Genomic DNA, 24,980 nt, shown 5'->3' with positions numbered 1-24,980 from the left:
CCTTCCTTTGTTGCTGACCTGCCGCGAGCGGACAGCGTCATCGTCCTGGCGTGTCAGATGCTGAGCCACCCACTAAGCATAGACAGCGCCTGTAAAAAGTTCAAAAAAGACGGGGGGATACAGATTATTCTGTTGCCGTTCTGTCAGCGCAGAACGGCAACGGCGGATCAGGAGATGTTCAGCGTTGTCGAGGCGGCGGAAGCGGAGTCGGGATGCCTGGCCACGACAAAGCCGTCCGGCAGCAGTCGGCGCAGCACTTTTTGCGCGGCGAGGCTTTGCTCTTCGTTTTCGAAATGAATAATCAGCGCATCGCCCGAAGGGGTAATGCTTTTGATACGAATGCCCTGAGCCGTCAGCTGCTGATAGAGGTAGAAGCCGTCCGGCAGCGGGCCGCCGGCGTGGGATACGCGGATCTGCACCACGCTTTCGTGCTGCAGCAGCGTCGGCGTCAGGCAGATCGCCAGCAGCAGCAGCGTGCCGAGGGCCAGCCAGGGGATCATGCGGCGGCGAAAGAGGCCATAAATCTTCATGACTCGCCCTTGCCGTTCTGATTCGCCTGGCGCTTGCGCCACAGCACCACCAGCGATCCCACCAGGCCAACCACCAGCAGCACCAGCGGCAGCAGCATCAGGCAGAACATCAGCTCATCTTCATAGCGGCGGAAAATGGGCGTTTTGCCCAGCGCAAAGCCGAATACGGTGAGAATCAGCACCCAGAGCAGGGCGCTGACCCAGTTAAAAAACTGGAAGCGCGCGTTATCCAGCCCGGAAAGCCCGGCAATAGTCGGCAGCAGGGTGCGCACAAAAGCGATAAAGCGGCCAATCAGCAGGGCAGAGAGCCCGTGGCGATGAAACAGGCTGTGCGCGCGGGCGTGATACTGCGCGGGAAGATGGGAGAGCCATTTCTGCACCGTTGGCGTGTTGCCGAGCCAGCGGCCCTGAATATAGCTGACCCAGCAGCCGAGGCTGGCGCCGGTGGTCAGCACCAGCACGGTAAGCGGAAAGCTCATGGTGCCTTTGGCGATCAGCACCCCCACCAGAATCAGCAGGCTGTCGCCCGGCAGAAAGGCGGCGGGCAGCAGGCCATTCTCGAGAAACAGGATCAAGAAGAGCACGCCGTAAATGGCCCATACCAGCGTTGGATCGGAAAGGGTTTCATAATCCTGTTGCCACAACGCCTGCAGCAACGCATGCAAAATATCCATCAATCATTCCTGAACATCATTGTTTAACGCGTCTTAGAAGACATAAGCGCAGACCGGCGGTTGGTTATCTGTTTTTGGAGCGCAGTCTGTGCAGGGCTTTCCGGATCCTTCCAGAATAGATTGTTAAATCAGCGAATTTTTAAACCCTGTCGCAAAGGGTAAGAAAGGGTCGATAACTGTAACAAAAATCACAGGTCTGAGACAGGGGAATGTGCCCGCCGCACAGGAGTTTTACCCTTTGACGCGGCCCGTCAAAAGGAGCTTTACACGACCTGACACTATTGCAGATTAACTGACTTTACTGCCTGAAAAGGTAGCAGAATCAATGTGAATTGCTCGAGCCGTCCGGCAGGATGACGGGATTTTCGGCAAACATATAACGATCCACATTAAATTCAAAGTCATCGGCGGTCGCGTTAAACAGCATCTGCTTAGTATTTTCCAGATGTTGCCACATCGCCAGTTTGCAGGCGGCGGGATCTTTGCGCATAAGCGCCTTGAGGATTTGATCGTGGTCGTCGCACCAGCTGAGGATACTGCGCTGGTCGATATGCTCGTGGAGTTTGAGCCAGTAGGGGTTATGCAGGCGATGCAGCCACATTTTTTCGACAATGGCCGCCAGCGCACTGTTTTGGGTGGATTGCGCAATGCGCACGTGAAACTGCATGTCCCACTGCGAATCGCGAAAATGATCTTCCTGACGCGCTTTTTCCTGAATCGCCATCAGCTCGATAATGTCCTGGCGCGTCACCTGGGTCGCGGCGAACTCAGCGACGTTGCTCTCAATCAGCTGGCGCGCCTGCAGCAGTTCGAACGGGCCAAAACTGGCGAACTCGAGCTGGCTGGAGGTCATCACCCGGTTTTGCTGCTGGCTGGCGATAACGTGAATGCCGGAGCCTTTGCGCACCTCGACGTAGCCTTCCACCTCCAGCATGATGATCGCTTCGCGCACTACGGTGCGGCTGACGTTCATCTCTTCCGCGATCAGGCGTTCGGCGGGCAGTTTGTCGCCCACAGGATAAACGCCTGTTTCAATACGGCTTTTCAGATCGCTGGCGAGCTGTTGATAAAGTCGACGAGGTTCGGTCAGTTCCATAGGGCATTCTCGTGTCGCAAATAAAGTTGTTATACCACTTTGCGGGCATGAAATAAAAGGTCCCGCGCACTCCATGCGCGGGACGCATTACCTGCCGATTTATCAGCGCGATTAGCTGCGTAGCGGGGTGGCCTGCGGCGGCGTCACCTCTTTTTCCAGCTCAGAGACTGGCTTATTACGCAGTACCGTCCAGATCACCACGGCACCCAGCAAATCAAACACCGCCAGCGCGGCGAACAGCGGGCTGAAGCCCAGCGTGTCGGCCAGCGCGCCCACCACCAGCGCAAACAGGGTGCTGGCCGTCCAGGCCGCCATGCCGGTCAGACCGTTAGCGGTCGCTACTTCATTACGGCCAAAAACGTCGGAGGAGAGGGTAATCAGCGCGCCGGAGAGCGCCTGATGAGCGAAGCCGCCGACGCAGAGCAGGGCGATAGCGACATAAGGACTGGTGAAAAGGCCGATGGTGCCGGGGCCAATCATCAGCACCGCGCCCATGGTGACCACCAGCTTGCGCGACACGATCAGGTTCACGCCGAACCAGCGCTGAAACAGCGGCGGCAGATACCCGCCGAGGATGCAGCCGAGATCGGCGAACAGCATCGGCATCCAGGCGAACAGCGCAATCTCTTTCAGGTTGAAGCCATAGACCTTAAACATAAACAGCGGGATCCAGGCGTTAAAGGTGCCCCAGGCCGGTTCCGCCAGGAAGCGCGGCAGCGCGATGCCCCAGAACTGGCGGTTGCGCAGGATCTGACGCGCCGACATTTTTTTCGTGTTGCCGGTCTGATGCTGCGCTTCCTGACCGGAAATAATGTACTGACGCTCCTCCTCGCTGAGTTTGGTCTGCTGCTTCGGATGTTTATAGAAGATCAGCCAGCAGATCGCCCAGAGCAGGCTCAGCACGCCGGTAATGATAAACGCCATCTGCCAGCTGTGCGCCACGATCGCCCACACCACCAGCGGCGGCGCCAGCATCGCGCCGATAGAGGAGCCGACGTTGAAGTAGCCCACGGCGATCGAGCGCTCCTTAGCCGGGAACCATTCGCTGCTCGCCTTCAGCCCCGCCGGGATCATCGCCGCTTCCGCCGCGCCCACCGCGCCGCGCGCCAGCGCGAATCCGCCCCAGCTGCCGGCCATCGCCGTGGCAGCGCAGAAGATTGCCCACAGCACGGCGAACACGGCATAGCCGACTTTGGTGCCGAGCAGATCGAGCACGTAACCGGCGACCGGCTGCATAAGGGTATAGCAGGCGGAGTAGGCCGCCACGATGTAGGAGTATTGTTGGGTGGTGATATGTAAATCGGTCTGGAGCGTCGGTGCGGCGACGGCGATGGTATTGCGGGTGAGATAACCCAGCACGGTGCCCAGCGTCACCAGGCCGATCATATACCAGCGTAGCCCTTTAATCTTACGCATCTTTTACCTCTTCCAGTGTTCTCTTTGCGGTCTTGCCGCTGTTGTTATCTGGAGCGGGACAACCGTGATCCGACCTAATCTCACGCCCGCAGGCCGCACAAAAGCGACCCTGTGTTTACCTTGCCATTACGGAGCGAGAGCGTAACTTGTTATACAACTTTAAAAGTTGAGAGCCATCACAAAAGCCCCTTTTGCAATGTGGGATACTTTAAACAGGCGTCAGTACAGCCATTTAGCACGCTGTGGAGAGCAAAAACGTCCATGAGACCAGGGAATTACTGCTGTTTATGTGAGCGAGATCTCAAACAATTCTGTGGTGGGCTAAAATTGGTATGATAACTTTGAGCGCATTAAGGCTCTATCCAAGAGGAAGCAAGCATGTCGCGTTTTATGACCGAGGATTTTTTACTGGATACCGAATTTGCCCGTCGTCTTTACCATGACTACGCAAAGGATCAGCCGATTTTCGACTATCACTGCCATCTTCCTCCGCAGCAGATTGCCGAAAATTACCGCTTTGCCAACCTCTATGATATCTGGCTGAAAGGCGATCACTACAAATGGCGCGCCATGCGCGCGAATGGCGTACCGGAGGCGTTCTGCACCGGCGACGCCAGCGACCGCGAAAAATTCAACGCATGGGCGCGCACCGTGCCGCACACCATTGGCAACCCGCTCTATCACTGGACGCACCTCGAGCTGCGTCGCCCCTTCGGCATCACCGACACCTTGCTCTCTGAGAAAACCGCCGACGCCATCTGGGATCGCTGCAATGCGCTGCTGGCGCAGGATGACTTTACCGCGCGCGGCATCATGCAGCAGATGAACGTGAAGATGGTTGGCACCACCGACGATCCGCTGGATGATCTGCAGCATCACCGGGCGCTGGCGCAGGATGGCAGCTTTGACGTCAAGGTGCTGCCGAGCTGGCGTCCGGATAAAGCCTTTAATATCGAAGCGGACGGCTTCCTCGCCTGGATTGAGAAGCTCGAATCACTGACCGACATTAGCGTGCGCCGCTTCGACGATCTGCGCAGCGCGCTCAGCAAGCGTCTCGACTACTTCGCCGAGCACGGCTGCAAGGTGTCGGACCACGCGCTCGACGTGGTGCTCTACGCCGAAGCGGACGACGCGACGCTGGACGCCATTCTCGCCGCCCGCCGCGCCGGCAAGACGCCGGATGCAGAGGCGATCGCGCAGTTTAAAACCGCCGTGCTGGTGTGGCTGGGGGGTGAATATGCGCGTCGCGGCTGGGTGCAGCAGTACCATATCGGCGCGCTGCGCAACACCAACCGCCGCCAGTTCGAGCTGCTCGGCCCGGATGTGGGCTTTGACTCCATTAACGATCGGCCGCTGGCGGAACCGCTGGCGAAGCTGCTCGGCGCGCAGAATCTGCATAACGCGCTGCCGAAAACCATCCTCTACTGCCTGAACCCGCGCGACAACGAGGTGCTGGCGACCATGGCGGGCAATTTCCAGGGCGAAGGCGAGGCGGGCAAAATGCAGTTCGGCTCCGCCTGGTGGTTTAATGACCAGCTCGACGGCATGCAGCGCCAGATGACGCAGCTGGCGCAGATGGGCCTGCTCAGCCGCTTTGTCGGCATGCTGACCGACAGCCGGAGCTTCCTCTCCTATACGCGCCACGAATATTTCCGCCGCCTGCTGTGCCAGATGATTGGCCGCTGGGTTGAGAACGGCGAAGCGCCGGACGACGAGGCGCTGCTGGGCCAGATGGTGCAAAACATCTGCTTCAATAACGCGCGCGACTACTTCGGCATCGAGCTGGGAGCCTGAGCATGCAGCGGCTAAACCGTCACGACTTTCCCGGCGCGATCTACAGCGAGCGCGTTATCCAGTTTGGCGAAGGCAACTTTCTGCGCGCCTTTATCGACTGGCAGCTCGACTGGCTGAACCAGCATCAGGGCATCGACGCGGGCATCGTGGTGGTGCGGCCGCGCAACCGCGCCGTCAGCGACACGCTGAACCAGCAGGACGGGCTCTATACCACCCTGATCCGCGGGCTTAACGAGCAGGGCGAGCGCGTCAGCGAAACGCGTCTGATCCGCAGTCTGAACCGTGAGATCCAGCCCGCTACCCAGTACGACGATTTTCTGGCGCTGGCGCGCGCGCCGCAGATGCGGTTCCTCTTTTCTAACACCACCGAAGCGGGCATCACCTTTGCCGAAGGGGATCGCCTGACGGATGCGCCCGCATCCAGCTTTCCCGGCAAGCTGACGCAGCTGTTATGGACGCGCTTTGAACACTTCAGCGGCGCCAGCGACAAGGGCTGGCTGATTGTGCCCTGCGAGCTGATCGACCATAACGGCGACGCGCTGCGCGAGCTGGTGCTGCGCTATGCGCGCCACTGGCAGCTGCCGGAAAGCTTCGCCGCCTGGGTGTCGCAGCACTGCGTGTTTTACAACACACTGGTGGACCGCATCGTGACCGGTTTCCCGCCGGAGAGCGAGGCGCTTGCCGCTCAGCTCGGCTACGAGGATCGTTTTCTGGTGGCGGGCGAGGTCTACTACCAGTTCATTCTGCAGGGGCCGCGCGCGCTGTTCGATGAGCTGAAGCTCGATGCGCTGGCGCCGCAGGTGCGGCTGGTAGAGGACATTGCGCCGTGGAAGGCGCAGAAAGTGGCGATCCTCAACGGCGCGCATACCGCCATGGTGCCGGTGGCGTTTCAGGCGGGTCTGGAGAGCGTCGGCGACGCAATGGCCGATCCCGCCATTGCGGACTTTGTCGATCGCCTGCTGCGCGAGGAGATCATTCCTACGCTGGATCTGCCGCGCAGCGAGCTGCACGCCTTTGCCGACGCGGTCGAGCGGCGTTTCCGCAACCCTTTTATCCGCCATGCGCTGCTCTCTATCGCGCTTAACGGAATGACCAAGTTTCGCACCCGCCTGCTGACGCCGCTGCTGGCGGCGCACGCGCAGAGCGGGGTCTGGCCGCCGCGCCTGACCTTTGCGCTGGCGGCGCTGATCGCCTTCTATCGCGGCGCGTCGGGAGAAAAAAGCTGGCCGCTGCAGGATGACGCGCACTGGCTGGCGCGCTTTGAAAAAAACTGGCACGCCCTTAATAACGACCAGATCTCCCCGGAACAGCTGGTGCGCGAGGTGTTAAGCGACGCGCAGCACTGGGGAGAAGATTTGACCCGGTGGCCGAAGCTGGCGCACGAGGTCAGCCGACACCTGCAAAATATCATCGTCCACGGCATGCGTGAGGCGTTGAGCACACTGGGATAAAGCTATGCAAGACGCGATTAAGATTCACTCTCAGGATAATGTCGCCGTGGCGCTGCGCGACTTAGAGGCGGGGCAGACCATCGATCTGCAGCAGACGGCGGTGCAGCTGCTGCAGGCGGTGACGCGCGGCCATAAGTTTGCGCTGCGTCCCCTCGCCGAGGGCGAGCTGGTGATCAAGTATGGGCTGCCGATCGCGCACGCCACGCAGCCGATCGCCGCAGGCGAGGTGATCCACTCCAGCAACGCACGCACCAACCTGAGCGATCTCGACGAGTACGACTACCAGCCGGAGTTTGTTGAGGTGCCGCCGCAGCCGGGCGATCGCGAGGTGCAGATCTATCGCCGCGCCAGTGGTGATGTCGGGATCCGCAACGAGCTGTGGATCCTGCCGACCGTCGGCTGCGTTAACGGCATTGCGCGTCAGATCCTGCAGCGTTTTCTGAAAGAGACCGATAACGCGGCGGGCACCGACGGTGCGTTTCTGTTCAGCCATACCTTTGGCTGTTCGCAGTTGGGGCAGGACCATGAGAATACCCGCACCATGCTGCAAAATATGGTGCGCCACCCTAACGCCGGCGCGGTGCTGGTAATTGGCCTCGGCTGCGAAAACAACCAGGTCGATGCCTTCCGCGAGACGCTGGGGCTGCCGGAAAGCGATCGCATTCAGTTTATGGTGTGCCAGCAGCACGACGACGAGGTAGAAGCGGGCCTGGAGCATCTGCGCGCCCTGTATGAGGCGATGCGTCACGACAGACGCCAGCCGGGCAGGCTGAGCGAGCTGAAGTTCGGGCTGGAGTGCGGCGGCTCCGACGGCTTCTCCGGCATTACCGCTAACCCGCTGCTGGGGCGTTTCTCCGATCAGATGATCGCCAACGGCGGCACCACGGTGCTGACCGAGGTGCCGGAAATGTTCGGCGCGGAGCGTATTCTGATGAGCCGCTGCCGCGATGAGTCGACCTTTGAGAAGACCGTGGCGATGATCAACGACTTCAAGCGCTACTTTATCGATTATCAGCAGCCGATTTATGAGAATCCGTCGCCGGGCAATAAAGCGGGCGGCATTACCACGCTGGAGGAGAAGTCGCTGGGCTGCACCCAGAAAGCGGGCTCCAGCCAGGTGGTGGACGTGCTGAAGTATGGCGAGCGGCTGAAAACGCCGGGGCTGAATCTGCTGAGCGCGCCGGGCAACGACGCGGTCGCCACCAGCGCGCTGGCGGGCGCGGGCTGCCATATGGTGCTGTTCAGCACCGGGCGCGGCACCCCCTACGGCGGTTTTGTACCGACGGTGAAGCTCGCGACCAACACGCCGCTGGCGGAGAAGAAGCCGCACTGGATCGATTTTAATGCGGGCCGTCTGCTGGAAGGGATGAGCATGGATGCGCTGCTGGAAGATTTCGTCGACACCATCGTGGCGATAGCCAGCGGCGAGCTGACCAATAACGAGAAGAACGATTTCCGCGAGCTGGCGATTTTTAAAAGCGGCGTTACGTTATAGCCATCTGACAGAGTACAGACGCTGATGTAGCAATTTCAGACGGCGCAAAAACTCAAAGCGCGGGCGGCATGGAACGGGGAGCAAAGCGTCCCGCGCCATGGATGGCGCGGGCCGAGCGAGCAGGGATGCGTAAAGCGCCTTTGCGATCGGTCCATGCCACCTGCGAGGGCACGACGCTAACAGACAGCAATAGCGAAGGGTAACGACGAGCCTGGGCGCGGATGAGACGGCGCAAAAGTTCAAAGCGCGGGCGGCATGGAACGAGGAGCAAAGCGTCCCGCGCCATGGACGGCGCGGGCCGAGCGAGCAGGGATGCGAAAAGCGCCTTTGCGATCGGTCCATGCCATCCGCGAGGGCACGACGCTAACAGACGGCAATAGCGAAGGGTAACGACGAGCCTGGGCGCGGATTAAACGGTGCAAAAGCTCAAAGCGCGGGCGGCATGGAACGGGGAGCAAAGCGTCCCGCGCCATGGATGGCGCGGGCCGAGCGAGCAGGGATGCGAAAAGCGCCTTTGCGATCGGTCCATGCCACCTGCGAGGGCACGACGCTAACAGACAGCAATAGCGAAGGGTAACGACGAGCCTGGGCGCGGATGAGACGGCGCAGAAGTTCAAAGCGCGGGCGGCATGGAACGAGGAGCAAAGCGTCCCGCGCCATGGACGGCGCGGGCCGAGCGAGCAGGGATGCGTAAAGCGCCTTTGCGATCGGTCCATGCCACCCGCGAGGGCACGACGCTAACAGACGGCAATAGCGAAAGGTAACGACGAGCCTGGGCGCGGATTAAACGGCGCAAAAGTTCAAAGCGCGGGCGGCATGGAACGGGGAGCAAAGCGTCCCGCGCCATGGACGGCGCGGGCCGAGCGAGCAGGGATGCGAAAAGCGCCTTTGCGATCGATCCATGCCACCCGCGAGGGCACGACGCTAACAGACGGCAATACACCGCGACGGCACGACGCTAACAGACGGCAATAGCGAAAGGTAACGACGAGCCAGCGCGGATGAAACGGCTTTGGCTGCGGCTTTAACCGCAACCTCAGCCGCATAGCTAAAGATTAAGCCCGGCTGGTTTCCCGCTCGGCTTCCGCCTGACAGACCGCGGCGGTAAACAGAATATCGGTCGAGGAGTTCAGCGCCGTTTCGGCGGAATCCTGCAGCACGCTGATAATAAAACCGGTTGCCACCACCTGCATCGCCAGCTCGTTGGGAATACCGAACATATTACAGGCCACCGGGATCAGCAGCAGCGAACCACCCGCCACGCCCGAAGCGCCACAGGCGCACAGCGACGCCACCAGACTCAGCAGAATCGCGGTCGACACGTCCACCTGAATCCCCAGCGTATGCACCGCCGCCAGCGTCAGCACGGTAATGGTGATAGAGGCGCCCGCCATACTGATGGTCGCGCCCAGCGGAATCGACACCGAATAGGTATCCTCATCCAGCTTCAGGCGTTTCGCCAGCGCCATATTCACCGGAATATTGGCAGCAGAACTGCGGGTAAAAAAGGCGGTCACGCCGCTCTCGCGCAGGCAGGTAAACACCAGCGGATAGGGATTACGGCGGATCTTGCTGTAGACCAGCATCGGGTTCACCACCAGCGCCATCAGCGCCATACAGCCCAGCAGCAGCGCCAGCAGGTGCGCATACTGCCACAGCGCGCCAAAGCCGGTAGAGGCCAGAATCGAGGCCACCAGGCCGAAAATGCCGACTGGCGCGCAGCGGATCACGCAGCGAACCAGCCAGGTGACGGCGCTGGAGGCGTCGTTAAGCAGGGCGCGCGTGCCGGGCGTGCTGTGACGAAACGCCAGACCGAGACCGATCGCCCATACCAGAATGCCGATATAATTTGCTTCCATCAGCGCGGTAATCGGGTTCGCCACCATATTCATCAGCAGACCGCGCAGCACCTCGGTAATGCCCGACGGCGGCGTAATCTCGGTTTTGCCCACCGCCAGCGTCAGCGTCTGCGGCATCAGGTGGCTGAACACTACCGCAATCACCGCGGCAAAAAAGGTGCTTAACAGATAGAGCGCGATAATCGGTTTGATATTGGTCTTCTGACCCTGCTGATGATTAGCGATCGAAGCGATCACCAGCACCAGCACCAGCAGCGGCGCAACCGCCTTCAGCGCGCTGACGAACAGCTCGCCCAGCAGGCCGACGGCCAGCGCGGCATCCTTCGAGACCCAGGCCAGCGCCACGCCGGCCACCAGCCCTACCATAATTTGTTTCACCAGGCTTCCTGCGAGTAGCGCGCCCAGACGACCGGAAAGTGAGTTCTGCATAATTGTTCTTTACGTTGTAGCGGGATGTGGCTTCAGAGGGCGTCGATTAACGCGCCTGAAGCGGTTTGCCCGGCGAAGTATAAGGAAAAGAGCGGGCGAGGAAAGAGATAATTCTGCCGCTGAGAGGAGGATCGGGTTTCTATTATGCTGTATGAAGAGAGTGTGACAGAGCGATGAAATGTCGCATCCGGGGCTGGCAAAATAAAACAGGGGCATTACCTGCCCCTGTAGCGGATTATTGCGAGAGTTTTTTCTGGTCCCTTTTGCGATTCACCCAGGTGTTGATCAACAGGGTCGAGCCGAGGATCACGCCGACGACGCTCAGCGAGACCGCCACCGGGATATGATAGAACTCGACGATCAGCATCTTAATGCCGATAAACACCAGCACGATCGCCAGGCCATATTTGAGCATCGAGAAGCGCTCGGCGACGTTGGCCAGCAGAAAGTACATCGCGCGCAGGCCGAGAATAGCGAACAGGTTAGAGGTCAGCACGATAAAGGGATCGGTGGTCACGGCGAAGATCGCCGGGATACTGTCGACCGCGAAAATCACGTCGCTCAGCTCAACCATAATCAATACCAGCAGCAGCGGCGTGGCAAACAGCACGCCGTTCCGGCGGGTGAAAAACTTCTCGCCCTCCAGCTCGTCGGTCATGCGCAGATGCTTGCGCAGCCAGCGCACCACCGGCTTGTCGCCCACCGCGTTTTCATCATCCTCTTTGGCGAAGGCCATCTTCAGGCCGGTCAGCAGAAGGAACGCGCCGAACAGATAGAGGATCCAGCTAAACTGCGTTACCAGCCAGCTGCCCGCGAAGATCATAATGGTGCGCAGCACAATCGCGCCCAGCACGCCGTAAATCAGCACGCGGCGCTGCAGCGCAGCGGGAATAGAGAAGTAGCTGAAGAGCATCAGCCAGACAAAGACGTTATCGACCGCCAGCGCTTTTTCCAGCACGTAACCGGTTAAAAACGCCAGGGTTTGTGAGGTGGCGACTTCGCGCCCGGCGCTCCCCTCCAGATACCACCAGAAGGCGGCACTAAACAGCAGCGACACCGACACCCAAATCAGCGACCAGACGGCCGCCTGTTTAAAACTCATGGTCTGCGAGCCACGACGTCCCTGTAAAAAGAGATCGATCGCCAGCATGATAAGCACCACTACCGCAAAGCTGCCCCAGAGAAGAGGCGTTCCTACAGTCTGCATAGCGTTTCCTGCCCTGAAATAAAAAACGGCTGAAGTCAGAAGACGTCAGCCGCTTTACAAAGATGTAAGCAAACCTCGCCTTCCGGCAAGGTCTCACTTACAACGCAGAATCAGATTCCGGGTTGCCTGCCGACCGGATGCTCAGGCATCGTAATGACGATCGTACAGCTCACAAGTTACTCCCCTTTGCTGGCAGTTAAGATAGGCGCTGGCCGGGAAAGAGGCAATAGCGGACCATTCATATTTAGACATATTTACACAAGCCGATGATCGGCAGGGAAAATGACGCCGGTCTGGCGGCGGATCTCGGTCAGCAGCGCGGCGGTGATGCGCGCGCGCTCCAGCCCCGGATGCTCGACGCAATGCTGCCGCACCAGCTGCGCGAAGGTGTGGGCCTCATAAAGCATGGTATTGATATGCTGAGGCTGGCTGAGATCCTGCACCTGTGGGGCGCTCTGGCGCAGCGCCAGGCTGACCGACTGCATCTCCGACAGCTTTTCGATCAGCAGTGAACCCGCTTCGCCCTGAATTTCGCTGGCGATGCGCGAGTCGCTCACCTTGGAGTGCAGCAGCGTGACGTCGAAGTCGCCATAGTCGAGCAGCACGCTGCCGTGGCCGTCAACGCCGCTCGCCAGCAGCGTCGCGCTGGCCTTCACCCCCTGCGGCGCGCCCCACAGCGCCACCGCCGTCGCCAGGCAGTAGTAGCCGATATCCATTATCGAGCCATTAGACCAGCGCGGATCAAAGGTGTTGGGATGCTCGCCGTCGAGGTAGCGCTGATAGCGCGACGAATACTGGCAGTAGCTGAACAGCGCTTTGCGCAGCGGCCCGATGGCGGGCAGCGCCTGCTGCAGCTGCGCGAAATTAGGCAGGCTGGCGGTTTTAAACGCCTCGAACAGGATCACCTGATGCTGCCGGGCGCAGGCGATCATCTGCTCCGCCTCATGCAGGTTGGAGGCGAGCGGCTTTTCGCAGATAACGTGCTTGCCGTGCGCCATAAACAGCAGCGCCTGCTCGCAGTGCAGGGCGTTCGGACTCGCCAGGTAGACCGCGTCGATAAGATCGCTGGCGGCCAGCGCCTCCAGCGAGGTAAAAAGATGCGAACAGGGATAGTCAGCGGCGAAGGCCTCCGCCTGCTGCTGCGTGCGCGAATAGATGGCGCTCAGGCGCAGATGGCCGGTTTCATGCGCAGCATCGATAAACTGGCGCGTTATCCAGTTGGTTCCCACAATAGCAAAACGGATCACATCGGCTCTCCTGCGGCAAATAGCGGCAGAGTAGCATGCAGGCGAGCGGGCGCAAGCGTCGGAAAGAAGGGGTATTTGATCCTGCGATCCGCCTTCCAATATAGTGATGACGCAACGGCGACTGGCTGAAAAAGGTGGAGAAGGCGCTTGAAAGGAAGTAAACACGCACTGAACTGGACCACGCTGCTGGTCGCAATCCCGGTAGGCGTCGCGGCGTCGCTGGTGACGCTGGCGTTTCGCGGCGTTATTGAGCTGATCAACCGCGTGCTGTTCAGCAGCGACAGTGAGATTACCGTGGCGATGCACGTCTGGCCGTGGATCTTCTGGCCGCTGCTGGTGGGCGCGGGCGGCGTGCTGGCGGGATTTTTTCTGCGCTACGCGGTGAGTATCGAGCAGCAGCAGACGGTTAAGACCGACTATCTGGAGGTCATTAACGCGCGGCTCGATGCGGTGCCGACCCGTACCTCGCTGTTTCGCGCGCTCTCCTCTATCGCCAGCATCGGATCGGGCGCCTCTATCGGTAAAGAGGGGCCGATGGTGCAGCTCTCCGCGCTGTGCGGCAGCGTGCTGGGCCGCTGTATGCCCGCCGCACTCAACCTGAAAAACAGCGATGTGGTGGCGATGGCCGCCGCCGCAGGGCTCTCATCGGTCTACCACGCGCCGCTGGCGTCGGCGATCTTCGTCGCGGAAATCGCCTTCGGCATCTCGGCGCTGCAGCGTCTGATCCCGCTGGTCATCGCCTCTTCGGTCGCCGTGATGACCATGTGGTCGCTGGGCTTCCGCAACGCGCTCTATCCGCTGGCGGACGCAAGCTTTCAGATGGACCTCAGCAGCCTGCTGCTGACGGTGGTTATTGGCCTGGCGGCCGGGCTGGCGGGCTGGCTGCTGATTAAACTTATCGCGCGCAGCAAAGCGCTGTTCAGCCATATCCGTTCGCTGCCGCTGCGGCTGGGTGCCGGCGGCCTGGCGGTGGGGCTGCTGGCGCTGATCTCCACCGATATTCTGGGCAACGGCTATGAAGTGATCGTTAAAATCATGGCGGGCGACTATCTGCTGCCCGGCCTGCTACTGCTGCTGGTGCTGAAGACGCTGGCGACCACCCTGTCGGTCGGCTCCAACGCGGTAGGCGGCCTGTTTACGCCGTCGCTGCTGATCGGCGCGCTGCTGGGCGTGGCGCTGGCGACGCTGGGCACGGCGCTGCATCTGCCGCTCGGCAACGTGCTGCTTTACGCGGCGATCGGTATGGCGGCGGTGCTGGCCGCGGTCAGCCAGGCGCCGCTGATGGCGATCCTGATGGTGCTGGAGATGACGCTCAACAGCTCGCTGCTCTTTCCGGTGATGATCGCCGCCGTGCTGGCGTCGATGGTGGTCTACCGCCTGCAGTCCGCCAGCACCTATCCGGTGGTCGGTAACCACTTTCACCGCTCGGAGGCGAAATATGACTTCGACAATATGCGCGTGGCGCAGCTGATTATTCCGGGAGCGGCGCTGCAGCCGCAGGAGTCGGTTGGTCAGGCGCTGGCGGTCAGCTCGCTGAAGCGCGAGCGCTACGTCTACGTTATCAACGCGGCGGGCGCCTTTCTCGGCGTGGTGTCGATCCACGATATTGCGCGCAAGGTGCTGGCGCAGGAGATCACGCTGGATTCGCCGGTCTCTACGGTAATGGACGATAACTTTCCCTTCGTCTACCAGAACCAGAGCATGCGCGAAGGCTGGGAGGCGTTCGCGCGCGTCACGCTGGAGCGCCTGCCGGTGCTGAATAATCCGCAGGAGAAGCGTTTCCTCGGCGCGCTGACCAAAACCAGCCTGATCCAGAAAGCGCAGGAGTTCCTTTAGGCGGCGTTGCCGCGCATCGCCTGATCCGTCATCCAGAGGCGGGCGTCGAACTCCAGCTGATGGTAGTCCGGCTCCATATGGCAGCAGAGCTGATAGAACGCCTTGTCGTGCTCTTTCTCTTTCAGGTGCGCCAGCTCGTGTACCACGATCATGCGCAGAAAGGGCTCGGGGGCGAGGCGGAAAAAGGTCGAGACGCGGATCTCCGCTTTGGCCTTAAGCTTGCCGCCCTGAACGCGCGATACCGCCGTATGCAGGCCGAGCGCGTGCTTCATCACCTTGATTTTATTGTCCCAGAGCACTTTATTGATGGGCGGAGCGTTGCGCATAAAGCGGTTTTTTAGCGCCTGGGTATAGTCGTATAACGCTTTATCGCTAACGATATCGTGGGTGTCGGGATAGCGCTGCTGCAAAAAAGCGCCAAGTTTTTCATTGTCGATCAGCGTCTGCACCTGCTGAAGGATGTTCTCAGGATAACCCTGCAGATAGATAAGTGAGGACATTAGGGATTCCCGGCGAAAGACAGTATACTGCGCCCCCTTTTTAGGGCGTAAAACAGCCAGATTGTACCAGCCGGAGAATTCATGAGCCAACTTGAACTAGTGGATCGCACCCTGATCCTGCATCGTTTTCCGCAAATGCGTGAAGAGAGCCCGCTTCAGGCGTGGGACGCGGCGGATGAATATCTGCTGCAGCAGACGCTGCCGGAAGGGCCGATCCTGGTGTTCAACGACAGCTTCGGCGCGCTCACCTGCGCGCTTAACCCGCGTCCGGTCTGGCACGTCAGCGACTCCTGGCTCAGCCAGCAGGCGACGCGGCAAAACCTGCGCCTGAACGCGCTCGACGACGGCGAAGTGCATTTTCTCAGCAGCCTCGATCCGCTGCCCGCCGCGCCGGCGGCGGTGCTGATTAAGGTGCCGAAAACCCTGGCGCTGCTGGAGCAGCAGCTGCGCGCCCTGCGCGAAGTGGTGACCGCCGATACGGTGATCCTGGCGGCGGCGCGCGCCAAAGAGATCCACAACTCGACGCTGCAGCTGTTCGAGAAGATCCTCGGCGACACCCGTACCTCGCTGGCGTGGAAAAAAGCGCGTCTGATCTATACCCAGTTCAGCGCACCGACGCTGGCACCGCAGGCATCGACCATCGTCTGGCCGCTGGACGGGACGCCGTACCAGATCCACAACCACGCCAACGTCTTCTCGCGCACCTCGCTGGATATCGGCGCACGCCTCTTTATGCAGCACCTGCCGGAAAATATCGAAGGCGAGATTGTCGATCTCGGCTGCGGCAACGGTGTGATCGGCCTGATGGCGCTGGAGAGCAATCCGCAGGCGGAGGTGCATTTTCTCGATGAGTCTTATATGGCGGTGGCGTCGAGCCAGCTTAACGTCGAGGTGAACCGGCCGCAGGATCTGGCGCGCTGCCAGTTTCGCGTCAACAACGTGCTGAGCGGCTACCCTTCAGACCGCCTGCACGCCGTGCTCTGCAACCCGCCGTTCCATCAGCAGCACGCCGTCACCGACCACCTGGCGTGGCAGATGTTCCGCGACGCCAAACGCTGCCTGCAGTACGGCGGCGAGCTGCGCATCGTCGGCAACCGCCACCTCGACTATCACCACAAGCTGAAAAAACTGTTCGGCAACTGCACGCTGGTGGCTTCGAACCAGAAGTTCGTGGTGCTGCGCGCGGTAAAGATGCGCTGATCAGATAGCCAGCGCCAGCTGCACCGCCTGGGCGATCGCCCGGCGGGCATCCAGCTCCAGCGCCACGTCGGCGCCGCCTATAAGGTGAACGGCTTTGCCGCGCGCACGCAGCGCGGCCTCCAGCGCACGCTGCGGCTCCTGACCGGCGCAGATAATCACGTTATCCACCGCCACTCTCTCCACTGCGCCATCACGGCGCAGCAGCAGCCCCTTATCATCGATCGCCAGATACTCGACGCCGCCCCACATCTGCACGCCGCGCGCCTGCAGCGTGGCGCGATGGATCCAGCCGGTGGTTTTGCCCAGCCCCGCGCCCGGTTTACCCGGCTTGCGCTGCAGCAGCCAGATGGCGCGCACGGCAGGCAGCGGCCTGGGGTGCGTCAGGCCGCCGCGCTGCGCCAGCGTCAGATCGATGCCCCATTCGCGGCAGAAGCTTTCGCTGTTCTGCTCTTCTGCCGGCTGAGAGAGGTACATGGCGGTATCGAAGCCGATGCCGCCTGCGCCGATAATGGCGACGCGGCGGCCCACCGGTTTTTTGTCGCGCAGCACCTCAAGATAGCTCAGCACGCTGGGATGATCGATGCCGGGGATCGCTGGCGTGCGCGGCTGAATGCCGGTCGCCAGCACCACCTCATCGGCTTCGTCCAGATCTGCCGCCGTTACCCGGCGGCCGGTAGATATCCTGACGCCAGCGGCGGCAAGCTGGTGGGCAAAGTAGCGCAGGGTTTCGCTGAACTCCGCTTTGCCCGGGATCTGGCGCGCGATATTGAACTGGCCGCCGATGGCGTCGTCAGCTTCATAGAGTTGCACCCGATGGCCGCGCTGCGCCGCCTGCAGCGCGAAGGCCATGCCCGCCGGACCGGCGCCCACCACCGCGATAAACTTCGGCGCAGCGCAGGGCGTGACCGGCATCAGGGTTTCGTGGCAGGCGCGCGGATTCACCAGACAGGAGGTGACCTTACCCGCAAAGATCTGGTCGAGGCAGGCCTGGTTGCAGGCGATACAGGTATTAATGCTCTGCGCCGCGCCGCGCGCCGATTTGCTGACAAAGGCGGCGTCGGCGAGAAACGGACGTGCCAGCGACACCATATCCGCACAGCCGCTCTGCAGCAGCTGCTCGGCGACCTGCGGATGGTTGATGCGGTTGGTGGCGATCACCGGCACCGAAACATGCTGCCGCAGCCGTTGCGCCGCCGTGGCGAAGGCCGCGCGCGGTACCGAAGTGGCGATGGTCGGAACGCGCGCTTCGTGCCAGCCGATGCCGGTATTGAACAGGGTGACGCCGCACTTTTCCAGTTCCGCCGCCAGCGCCAGTGTCTCTTCCAGCGAGCTGCCGTCCTCCACCAGATCGAGCATCGACAGACGAAAAATCACGATAAAGTCGCGGCCCACGGCGTCGCGCACCGCGCGGGTAACGGCCAGCGCAAACGCCTGTCGGCGCCTGGCGTCGCCGCCCCAGCGGTCGCTGCGCTGGTTGGTGCGCGGCGCTAAAAACTGATTAATCAGGTAGCCTTCTGAGCCCATAATCTCCACGCCGTCATAGCCTGCCTGCCGCGCCAGCCGGGCGCAGCGCGCGAAATCGTCGATGGTTTGCAGGATCGCCTGCTCATTCATCTCCTGCGGCAGATAAGGGTTAATGGGTGCCTGAATCGCCGAGGGGGCCACCAGATCCTGCTGGTAGCTGTAGCGGCCGGTATGCAGGATCTGCAGGGCGATTTTGCCGCCTTCCGCATGTACCGCGTCGGTGATCGGGCGATGCCAGTCGCACTGCTCCGGCGAGACCAGCGTCGCGCCATGCTTTATGGCCACTCCCTGCGCGTTGGGCGCGACGCCGCCGGTGACGATCAGCGCGACGCCTTCGCGCGCGCGCTCGCCATAAAACGCGGCAAGGCGCTGCGCGCCCTCGGGATGCTCTTCCAGTCCGGTATGCATCGAACCCATCAGGAAGCGGTTGCGCAGCTGTGTAAACCCCAGATCGAGCGGGGCGAACAGAGCAGGGTAGGCGGGACTCTTCACGGCGGCATCACTCAGTTAAGTGGTCGGATGAGTGTAATGTAGCTGCCGTGATGTTAAAAAAAAGTGAAAGTTTGCCGCGCTGTGAGGCGCATCAAAAAAGCAGGCCTTAGCTCTCCCGACGGCGTATCCATGAGAAGCGCGACTGGTAGCCGCTGTTGAAGTGGGTATTGCGGCGATAGCTGGAGCCGGTTTCCGCCATGCAGTAGGTGCAAAAGCGCACGTTCTCTATATTAGCCGCCGGTACGCCCACCGCGATCAGTCGCTCTGTCGCCAGCTGCGGCAGATCGAACCAGACGCCATTGCGGGTCGCCTTCGCCTGCGGCCTGACGGCGAGCGGATTCTGTGGCTGCTCGCGGCACCAGCAGGGTGACGCGGGGTCGGAGCGCGCAGGCGCGATAACGCCCAGCATCTCTTCGCCCAGCTCATAGCAGCAGGGCGCGATAGCCGGGCCGATAGCGACACAGAGGCTGTCGGGCGAGCTGCCCGCTTCACACAGCCTTGCTATGGCGCGCTCCAGCACGCCCGCCAGCGTGCCTTTCAGCCCGGCATGTACCGCCGCCACGCGCCGCTGGCGGGTATCGGCGATCAGCACCGGCAGGCAGTCGGCGGTATAGACCGCGACCGGCCGGGTGCCCAGGCCAATAATCCCGTCCGACTCGCAGCTTTTTGGCGGCACGTTGGCCTCGTCATCCACCACCGTCGCGCTGTGGCGCTGATGGCCGTAGGCGACATTGTCGGGCGGCGCTTCCCCGGCGGGCTGAAAGGCATATTCCACCCACTCCAGCGCATCGAGCAGGGCAGAGCGTACGCGGATTCCCATATGAATCTCCTCTGAGGCGTTTAGCTGCATTCAGCTTAGGTTAACTGCTACATTTTTAAAGCGTTACCTCTTCCCACTTTCGGCTTAAGGATAACAGGATGAAAATAACCGCAACGCTGCTGACCAGCGGCCTGATGGCGCTGATGCTGTCGGGCTGCGCCCCGCAGTCGGCGCAACATGCGCAGCAGCAGCTCGGCCAGCAGTCGGTGCTGGCCCTTAACTGGTTCCAGCAGTCCGGCGAGTATCAGGCGCTGACGTGGCAGGCCTTTAACGGCGCGCGGCTGGCGTTTGACGCCGCGCCGTCGCTGACCGGCAAGCCCAAAGCGGTGATCGTCGATCTCGATGAAACCATGATCGACAACAGCGCCTACAGCGCCTGGCAGGCGAAAAACGGCCAGCCGTTCAGCGCGCAAACCTGGTCAACATGGACTCAGGCGAAGCAGGCGCTGGCGGTGCCCGGGGCGGTCGATTTCGCCCGCTACGTTACCTCGCACGGTGGCACGCTCTTCTACGTGTCGAACCGCGACCAGAAGGATTTCGATGCCACCGTCGCTAACCTGATGCAGCTTGGCTTCCCGCAGGTGACGCCGCAGACCGTGCGCCTCAGCACCGGCAGCTCAAACAAGCAGGCACGTTTCGACGCCATCAAAGCGGCGGGCTATAACGTGGTGCTCTACGTCGGCGATAACCTGAACGATTTTGGCGCGGCGACCTGGCATCAGGGCAACGCGCAGCGTCGCGCCTTTGTCAGCCAGAACCACGCGCTGTTCGGCACTCAGTTTATCGTGTTGCCTAATCCGCTCTATGGCGACTGGGAGAGCGGCATGGCGGAAAACTACAACAAGCTGACGCCGCAGCAGCAGCTCTCAACGCGCGATGCGCAGCTGAAGGCGTGGAACGGTAAATAATTCGTCAAGCGAAAGAGCCCGCGTCGTCGGGCTCTGTTTTTCTGACCGCCGCTATTTACGTTATTGGTAACTATATTCATGCAAACTAATTTAATTATCTCTTACTTTCAAAAGCACTTTTATTAAGTTTATTACGCTGCCTTTTTCGCTCGCAGCCAGTGGTAAACGCTATTGATTAAAAATGTAATTCGGATTTATCTGTATTAAAGTGCCGCTGGTAACTGAGCTTGCTTAACAGCGGGACGCGCTAAAATGTCATTATTTGTCAGCCAAAAAGCCTTTTTAAATAAGTGGTTATTTTAAGCTATTGATAATTAACTGCTTTGGATGGGGTTTTCATCCCATCTGAATTAGCCCTGCTTAAATAGCTTTACCTGTAATTTACCTGAACTGAATTATTCCTTACAAAAATCGGGCTGTTCTGGTCTGAAAAGAAATTACGGGTGCGTAATTAAACATAAACGTCTATAAACAATTTCTGCGATCAACCGCATTATTCCTTTGACCCATACCGGTTAACTGTGAGCCGGTTCGCCGCCTTGTTGGCCTGAATATGGGATCCCCGGTTGTTGAGAGAGATGATTGTGACGACACTGAAACCTTTATTAGCGAAAAATCGCAGCTGGGCGCTGCAGCGCCGCGAGCGTAGCCCTGACTATTTTGAACAATACCTCCATCAACAAAAACCACACTCCCTCTGGATTGGCTGTTCAGACAGCCGCGTCCCGGCCGAGGTGCTGACCGGTTCGCACCCCGGCGAACTCTTCGTGCATCGCAATATCGCCAATATGGTGGTCGACGGCGATGACAACCTGATGAGCGTGCTGCAGTACGCCATCATCTATCTCGGCGTAAAGCGCATCGTGCTGTGCGGCCACTACGGCTGCGGGGGCGTCCAGGCGGCGCTTGATCTGCCGCGAAGCCCGCTGGCGCACGAAGATTCAGCGCTGGCGCGCCGTATCACCGCGCTGCGTCAGGCATTAGGAGAGGCGCTGCCGGACGAGCCGCAGCCAGCCGCGGAGACGCTGAACCGGCTGGTGGAGGTGAACGTGCTGGCGCAGTTCGCCCGCCTCGCCGCCGCCGCGCCGGTGCGCGACGCATGGCGCGCGGGCCAGACGTTAGATCTGTTCGGCTGCGTTTACGATCTGCAGTCGGGCCACCTTAAAGAGTTAATCCAGCAATCAGCAGAGGAATCTTCGCCATGAATGTGAATACGCTTCGTCAGGATATTCCTGCCGGCCTGGTGGTTTTTCTGGTTGCGCTGCCGCTCTGCCTGGGCATTGCGCAGGCGAGCGGTCTGCCGCCGTTCGTCGGCCTGCTGACCGGGGTGATCGGCGGGCTGCTGGTCACCGCCCTTAGCCCGTCGCGCTTTGCCGTCAGCGGCCCGGCGGCGGGTCTGGTGACGATTGTCGTCGCCTCGGTCGAGACGCTCGGCAGCTTCAGCGCTTTCCTTACCGCGCTGGTGCTGGCTGGCCTGATGCAGTGTGGCCTCGGCCTGCTGCGCGCCGGGCGGTTTATCTCGCTGGTGCCGGGCAGCGTGATTAAGGGCATGCTGGCCGCTATCGGTATTTTGCTGATTATCCAGCAGATCCCGGTGGCGTTCGGTATTGAGGGCGATGCCGGCCTGGCTGGATTCGCCAGCGGGGCTACGACCTTTTCCGCGCCCGCGATGCTGGTCGCTGGCGGCAGCCTGGCGATCCTCTGGCTGTGGACCACGCCGATGGTGAAGAAGGCGGGCGCACTGGGATGGATACCGGGGCCGCTGGTGGCGGTGCTGTTCGGCTGCGCCGCCACGGTTTTCGGCGGACGGCTGATGCCGGAGATGGCCGATCAGCTGTCGCGCATTGCGCTGCCGTCGTTCGACAGCTTCTCCGCGCTGACGGCGCAGATAGAGCGTCCGGCCTGGAACGCGTGGCAAAACCCGTCGGTCTGGGTGGTGGCGGTAACGCTGGCGCTGGTCGCCAGCCTGGAGACGCTGCTGAGCCAGGAGGCGCTGAAGAAGCTGCGCCCGCAAAATCCACCGCCGTCGCCCAATCGTGAGATGTTCGCGCAGGGGATCGGCAATCTCAGCGCCGGCCTGCTGGGCGCGATGCCGATTACGGCGGTGATCGTTCGCAGTTCGGTGAACGTTAACACCGGCGCGCAGACCAAACTCTCTATTCTGATCCACGGCGTGCTGCTGCTGATCTGCGGGCTCTGGTTCAGCGATATGCTGAACGCCATTCCGCTGGCCAGCCTGGCGGCGGTGCTGATCTATACCGGCTATAAGCTGGCGACGCCGCAGCTGTTCGTGGAGCAGTTCCGCATGGGCGCGCAGCAGTACGTGCCGTTCCTCGCCACCATCGTCGGCATTATCGTCTTCGGCATGCTGATGGGCATCGGTATCGGTCTGGCGACGCAGATGCTCTACAGCCTGTATAAGAGCCACCGCAATGCGCTGCAGCTGACGCGCTACGATGATCACTATGTGCTGCGCTTTCAGCAGAATCTGACCTTTCTGCACAATCCGAAACTGCAGGGGCTGCTGGCGGAGATCCCGGAGAACAGCGTGGTGATCGTGGATCACGATAACGCTGAGTATCTGGATCCCGACGTGAAGGCGGTGCTGAAGGATTTCGGCGACAACGCGGATAAGCGCGGCATTCGCCTTAGCCAGTGGCCGGTCGCGGTGAAGTAACGCAGTTGCGCTTTTTCAGGCCGCACCGGCGTTCAACCAGGCGGGTGGCAGGGCACGAAGAGCAAAGCGTCCCGCAACAGGGATGTTGCGGGCCGAGCCGGCAAGGATGCCGCTTTTGCGTCTTTGCGATCGGGCCCTGCCACCCGCCGTCGCACCCAGGCTGACCGCGCTAAAAATCGGATATCTCGGATAGCCGATTTTTTTATTTAAGGCATAATCTCTGCGCTGTAAGCCAGGCGGCGCAGCCCACATCGCGAGTAGCGCCGATCCCTGCCGTTTATTCACTGAATTGCCCGGGCGGCTGATGCGGTTTAATGGCGTGCGGCGAACGTCCGGGATGGGCAGGGAGCAGGCAATTTACAGGCTACAGGGTTTAAACCTATGCGCGTTAAGCTGTTTGCAGAGCACAACACGATAACCAATCTCCTCTCGCTGTTTCTTATTACCCTGCTGTTTTGTTTTTTGGGCAGCCATCTGCGCGTGCCCGCAGAACTCTCGCTTTTCTGGCCGGTAAACGCCATCGTCGCCGCCGTTATCGTGCGCCACCCCTGGCTGCACCGCATGCGCTACTACGTTGCCAGCTTCGCCGCTATGGTGGTGAACGACACGCTCTTTTCCGGCTGGGCGTGGCCCGCCGTGACCCTGAACGTAGCCAACCTGCTGTTTATCATTATCTCCGTCTCGATGCTGGTGAAGCACTACCTGCGCGACTCCGACCGCAGACAGATAAACAACGCGCTGCGCATCTTTCCCGCCTGCCTGCTGGCCGCCTTCGCCTGCGCCACCTGGGGCGGGCTGGCGCAGGATATGAGCTTTGACACCCGCTTCGCCACCGCCTGGGGCGACTGGTTCAGCGAACAGTTCTCCACCGGCCTGATGCTGCTGCCGTTCCTGCTGGCGCGCAACTGGCGCAGCCTGTCGTTCGCCGCGCTGCTCTCGCCGGGCAAATGGCTGCCGCTGCTGAGCGTAGTGCTGTCGCTGGTAGTCGGCGCCATGATGGGCGGCGCCGGCAGTCTGACCTTTCCGGTTCCGGCGCTGATCTGGTGCGCCATCGTCTTGCCGATCCCGGTCACCAGCCTGGCGATCCTGCTGACCGGCATCAGCGAAATCGTGCTGGTATCGCACGGCGTAATGAACATTCAGGGCAACGATAACCTGCTGCACTTAAGCCATCTCACCTCGGCGCGTCTCGGCGTGGCCACCGTCGCCATCAGCCCCCTGATTGTCGCCGTCAGTATGGATGCGGTGCGCCAGCTTAATCAGCGGCTGGCGCTGCGCGCCAACTACGATTTTCTGACCCAGCTGCTGTCGCGATCCGGGCTGTATGAAAGCCTGAAAGAGGAGCCGTTCTCGGCGCAGCGCAGCGTCGGCGTTATCCTGCTGGATGTCGACTATTTCAAAGCGGTCAACGATAACTTCGGCCATGACGCCGGCGACGGCGTGCTGGAGGAGATTGCGCTGCGGATGCAGCAGGTGGTGGGCGCGCAGGGGCGCATCTGCCGCTTCGGTGGGGAAGAGTTTGCTATTGTGCTGTTCGACGCGCGACCCGCCCGGCTCTACCAGCTGGCGGAGGCGGTGCGGCAGGCGATCGGCAAAGAGAAGTTCTGGCTGCAGGGCAACACCGTCACCGTTACCGTTAGCCTGGGGCTGGCGCAGGGTAAGGCGGGCGAAGAGCGCGACTGGCACAGCCTGGTTAACCAGCTCATATCCGCCGCGGATAAAAATCTCTATCTCTCCAAGCGCAACGGGCGCAACCAGACCACGCCCGCCTTCAGAACCCTGACGCTGGCCAGCGACGTGGCGTAACCGCCGCGTCGCCTTATCT

The 24,980-nt window shown here is 60.9% G+C and carries 19 protein-coding genes; 9 read left to right on the top strand and 10 right to left on the bottom strand.

What is annotated here, in order from left to right:
- Positions 1 to 167: 167 nt before the first annotated feature.
- The 4 genes from mzrA to MHZ97_RS13055 form a co-directional block, all read right to left on the bottom strand.
- Entirely contained in the window at positions 168 to 530 is a 363-nt protein-coding gene (mzrA, locus tag MHZ97_RS13070) for an EnvZ/OmpR regulon moderator MzrA (RefSeq protein ID WP_103794536.1), read from the bottom strand.
- The gene (locus tag MHZ97_RS13065; RefSeq protein WP_103794537.1) at positions 527 to 1,204 is read right to left on the bottom strand and encodes a DedA family protein; all 678 of its coding nucleotides are present in this window, start codon (positions 1,202 to 1,204) and stop codon (positions 527 to 529) included. Before MHZ97_RS13065 ends, mzrA begins: the two co-directional genes overlap by 4 nt.
- Positions 1,205 to 1,526: 322 nt before the next feature.
- The gene (gene exuR, locus MHZ97_RS13060; protein WP_103794538.1) at positions 1,527 to 2,300 is read right to left on the bottom strand and encodes a transcriptional regulator ExuR; all 774 of its coding nucleotides are present in this window, start codon (positions 2,298 to 2,300) and stop codon (positions 1,527 to 1,529) included.
- Between the two features lie 111 nt (positions 2,301 to 2,411).
- A complete protein-coding gene (locus MHZ97_RS13055) occupies positions 2,412 to 3,716 on the bottom strand; it encodes an MFS transporter (RefSeq protein WP_103794539.1) in 1,305 nt (434 codons plus the stop codon).
- A gap of 378 nt (positions 3,717 to 4,094) precedes the next feature.
- Between MHZ97_RS13055 and uxaC the strand changes: the two genes are divergently transcribed.
- Genes uxaC through MHZ97_RS13040 form a run of 3 tightly spaced genes read left to right on the top strand, consistent with a single transcriptional unit; the run spans position 4,095 to position 8,456 of the window.
- Positions 4,095 to 5,510, top strand: coding sequence for a glucuronate isomerase (gene uxaC, locus MHZ97_RS13050; protein ID WP_103794540.1), 1,416 nt, complete (start codon positions 4,095 to 4,097; stop codon positions 5,508 to 5,510).
- Between the two features lie 2 nt (positions 5,511 to 5,512).
- Positions 5,513 to 6,961, top strand: coding sequence for a tagaturonate reductase (locus tag MHZ97_RS13045; RefSeq protein WP_239314818.1), 1,449 nt, complete (start codon positions 5,513 to 5,515; stop codon positions 6,959 to 6,961).
- A 4-nt stretch (positions 6,962 to 6,965) separates the two neighbouring features.
- Entirely contained in the window at positions 6,966 to 8,456 is a 1,491-nt protein-coding gene (locus MHZ97_RS13040) for a UxaA family hydrolase (RefSeq protein WP_239314819.1), read from the top strand.
- 1,055 nt (positions 8,457 to 9,511) lie between these two features.
- On the opposite strand, the gene sstT is transcribed toward MHZ97_RS13040, so the two are convergent.
- From sstT to MHZ97_RS13025, 3 genes are all read right to left on the bottom strand, one after another.
- Positions 9,512 to 10,744 (bottom strand): serine/threonine transporter SstT, encoded by a 1,233-nt coding sequence (gene sstT / locus MHZ97_RS13035; RefSeq protein WP_103794543.1) that lies wholly within the window; start codon positions 10,742 to 10,744, stop codon positions 9,512 to 9,514.
- A 235-nt stretch (positions 10,745 to 10,979) separates the two neighbouring features.
- Positions 10,980 to 11,951 carry a TerC family protein gene (locus MHZ97_RS13030; protein ID WP_239314820.1) on the bottom strand — a complete coding sequence of 324 codons (972 nt, stop codon included), beginning with the start codon at positions 11,949 to 11,951 and terminating at the stop codon, positions 10,980 to 10,982.
- A gap of 254 nt (positions 11,952 to 12,205) precedes the next feature.
- Entirely contained in the window at positions 12,206 to 13,198 is a 993-nt protein-coding gene (locus MHZ97_RS13025) for a Gfo/Idh/MocA family protein (RefSeq protein ID WP_239314821.1), read from the bottom strand.
- A gap of 147 nt (positions 13,199 to 13,345) precedes the next feature.
- Here MHZ97_RS13025 and MHZ97_RS13020 point away from each other — a divergent pair, with 147 nt between their 5' ends.
- Positions 13,346 to 15,034 carry a chloride channel protein gene (locus tag MHZ97_RS13020; RefSeq protein WP_239314822.1) on the top strand — a complete coding sequence of 563 codons (1,689 nt, stop codon included), beginning with the start codon at positions 13,346 to 13,348 and terminating at the stop codon, positions 15,032 to 15,034.
- On the opposite strand, the gene MHZ97_RS13015 is transcribed toward MHZ97_RS13020, so the two are convergent.
- Positions 15,031 to 15,534, bottom strand: a complete 504-nt coding sequence (locus tag MHZ97_RS13015; protein ID WP_103794547.1) for a M48 family metallopeptidase — start codon at positions 15,532 to 15,534, stop codon at positions 15,031 to 15,033. The two genes, MHZ97_RS13020 and MHZ97_RS13015, sit on opposite strands and share 4 nt — an antisense overlap.
- Before the next feature lie 81 nt (positions 15,535 to 15,615).
- Between MHZ97_RS13015 and rlmG the strand changes: the two genes are divergently transcribed.
- Complete coding sequence (gene rlmG, locus MHZ97_RS13010; RefSeq protein ID WP_239314823.1) at positions 15,616 to 16,734, top strand: 23S rRNA (guanine(1835)-N(2))-methyltransferase RlmG; 1,119 nt, start codon at positions 15,616 to 15,618, stop codon at positions 16,732 to 16,734.
- Here rlmG and MHZ97_RS13005 read toward each other — a convergent pair whose 3' ends face one another.
- Together MHZ97_RS13005 and MHZ97_RS13000 are read right to left on the bottom strand one after the other, a co-directional pair.
- Positions 16,735 to 18,750, bottom strand: a complete 2,016-nt coding sequence (locus tag MHZ97_RS13005) for an NADPH-dependent 2,4-dienoyl-CoA reductase (RefSeq protein WP_239314824.1) — start codon at positions 18,748 to 18,750, stop codon at positions 16,735 to 16,737. It lies immediately after the preceding gene.
- 106 nt (positions 18,751 to 18,856) lie between these two features.
- Positions 18,857 to 19,570 carry a polyphenol oxidase family protein gene (locus MHZ97_RS13000; protein ID WP_239314825.1) on the bottom strand — a complete coding sequence of 238 codons (714 nt, stop codon included), beginning with the start codon at positions 19,568 to 19,570 and terminating at the stop codon, positions 18,857 to 18,859.
- 98 nt (positions 19,571 to 19,668) lie between these two features.
- Between MHZ97_RS13000 and MHZ97_RS12995 the strand changes: the two genes are divergently transcribed.
- The 4 genes from MHZ97_RS12995 to MHZ97_RS12980 all read left to right on the top strand — a co-directional run bounded on the left by MHZ97_RS12995 (position 19,669) and on the right by MHZ97_RS12980 (position 24,961).
- On the top strand, positions 19,669 to 20,478 hold the full coding sequence (locus MHZ97_RS12995) for a 5'-nucleotidase, lipoprotein e(P4) family (RefSeq protein WP_239314826.1): 810 nt from the start codon (positions 19,669 to 19,671) through the stop codon (positions 20,476 to 20,478).
- A gap of 578 nt (positions 20,479 to 21,056) precedes the next feature.
- The gene (locus MHZ97_RS12990; protein ID WP_239314827.1) at positions 21,057 to 21,683 is read left to right on the top strand and encodes a carbonic anhydrase; all 627 of its coding nucleotides are present in this window, start codon (positions 21,057 to 21,059) and stop codon (positions 21,681 to 21,683) included.
- On the top strand, positions 21,680 to 23,155 hold the full coding sequence (locus MHZ97_RS12985) for a SulP family inorganic anion transporter (protein ID WP_103794552.1): 1,476 nt from the start codon (positions 21,680 to 21,682) through the stop codon (positions 23,153 to 23,155). The genes MHZ97_RS12990 and MHZ97_RS12985 overlap by 4 nt, the downstream gene beginning before the upstream one ends.
- A gap of 381 nt (positions 23,156 to 23,536) precedes the next feature.
- A complete protein-coding gene (locus MHZ97_RS12980; RefSeq protein WP_239314828.1) occupies positions 23,537 to 24,961 on the top strand; it encodes a GGDEF domain-containing protein in 1,425 nt (474 codons plus the stop codon).
- Positions 24,962 to 24,980 lie beyond the last annotated feature (19 nt).

Source organism: Pantoea sp. ACRSC (genome assembly GCF_022346785.1).
Lineage (GTDB): Bacteria > Pseudomonadota > Gammaproteobacteria > Enterobacterales > Enterobacteriaceae > Pantoea > Pantoea alvi.
This window is presented reverse-complemented; position numbering and strand designations above follow the sequence as displayed.

Coding starts and splice junctions, on each gene's coding strand:
- MHZ97_RS13065 (WP_103794537.1), bottom strand. CDS start 1,204: ATGGATATTTTGCATGCGTTGCTGCAGGCGTTGTGGCAACAGGATTAT.
- MHZ97_RS13055 (WP_103794539.1), bottom strand. CDS start 3,716: ATGCGTAAGATTAAAGGGCTACGCTGGTATATGATCGGCCTGGTGACG.
- MHZ97_RS12980 (WP_239314828.1), top strand. CDS start 23,537: ATGCGCGTTAAGCTGTTTGCAGAGCACAACACGATAACCAATCTCCTC.
- MHZ97_RS13000 (WP_239314825.1), bottom strand. CDS start 19,570: ATGGGAATCCGCGTACGCTCTGCCCTGCTCGATGCGCTGGAGTGGGTG.
- MHZ97_RS12990 (WP_239314827.1), top strand. CDS start 21,057: ATGATTGTGACGACACTGAAACCTTTATTAGCGAAAAATCGCAGCTGG.
- MHZ97_RS13030 (WP_239314820.1), bottom strand. CDS start 11,951: ATGCAGACTGTAGGAACGCCTCTTCTCTGGGGCAGCTTTGCGGTAGTG.
- MHZ97_RS13015 (WP_103794547.1), bottom strand. CDS start 15,534: ATGTCCTCACTTATCTATCTGCAGGGTTATCCTGAGAACATCCTTCAG.
- rlmG (WP_239314823.1), top strand. CDS start 15,616: ATGAGCCAACTTGAACTAGTGGATCGCACCCTGATCCTGCATCGTTTT.
- mzrA (WP_103794536.1), bottom strand. CDS start 530: ATGAAGATTTATGGCCTCTTTCGCCGCCGCATGATCCCCTGGCTGGCC.
- MHZ97_RS13045 (WP_239314818.1), top strand. CDS start 5,513: ATGCAGCGGCTAAACCGTCACGACTTTCCCGGCGCGATCTACAGCGAG.
- exuR (WP_103794538.1), bottom strand. CDS start 2,300: ATGGAACTGACCGAACCTCGTCGACTTTATCAACAGCTCGCCAGCGAT.
- uxaC (WP_103794540.1), top strand. CDS start 4,095: ATGTCGCGTTTTATGACCGAGGATTTTTTACTGGATACCGAATTTGCC.
- MHZ97_RS12995 (WP_239314826.1), top strand. CDS start 19,669: ATGAAAATAACCGCAACGCTGCTGACCAGCGGCCTGATGGCGCTGATG.
- MHZ97_RS13040 (WP_239314819.1), top strand. CDS start 6,966: ATGCAAGACGCGATTAAGATTCACTCTCAGGATAATGTCGCCGTGGCG.
- sstT (WP_103794543.1), bottom strand. CDS start 10,744: ATGCAGAACTCACTTTCCGGTCGTCTGGGCGCGCTACTCGCAGGAAGC.
- MHZ97_RS12985 (WP_103794552.1), top strand. CDS start 21,680: ATGAATGTGAATACGCTTCGTCAGGATATTCCTGCCGGCCTGGTGGTT.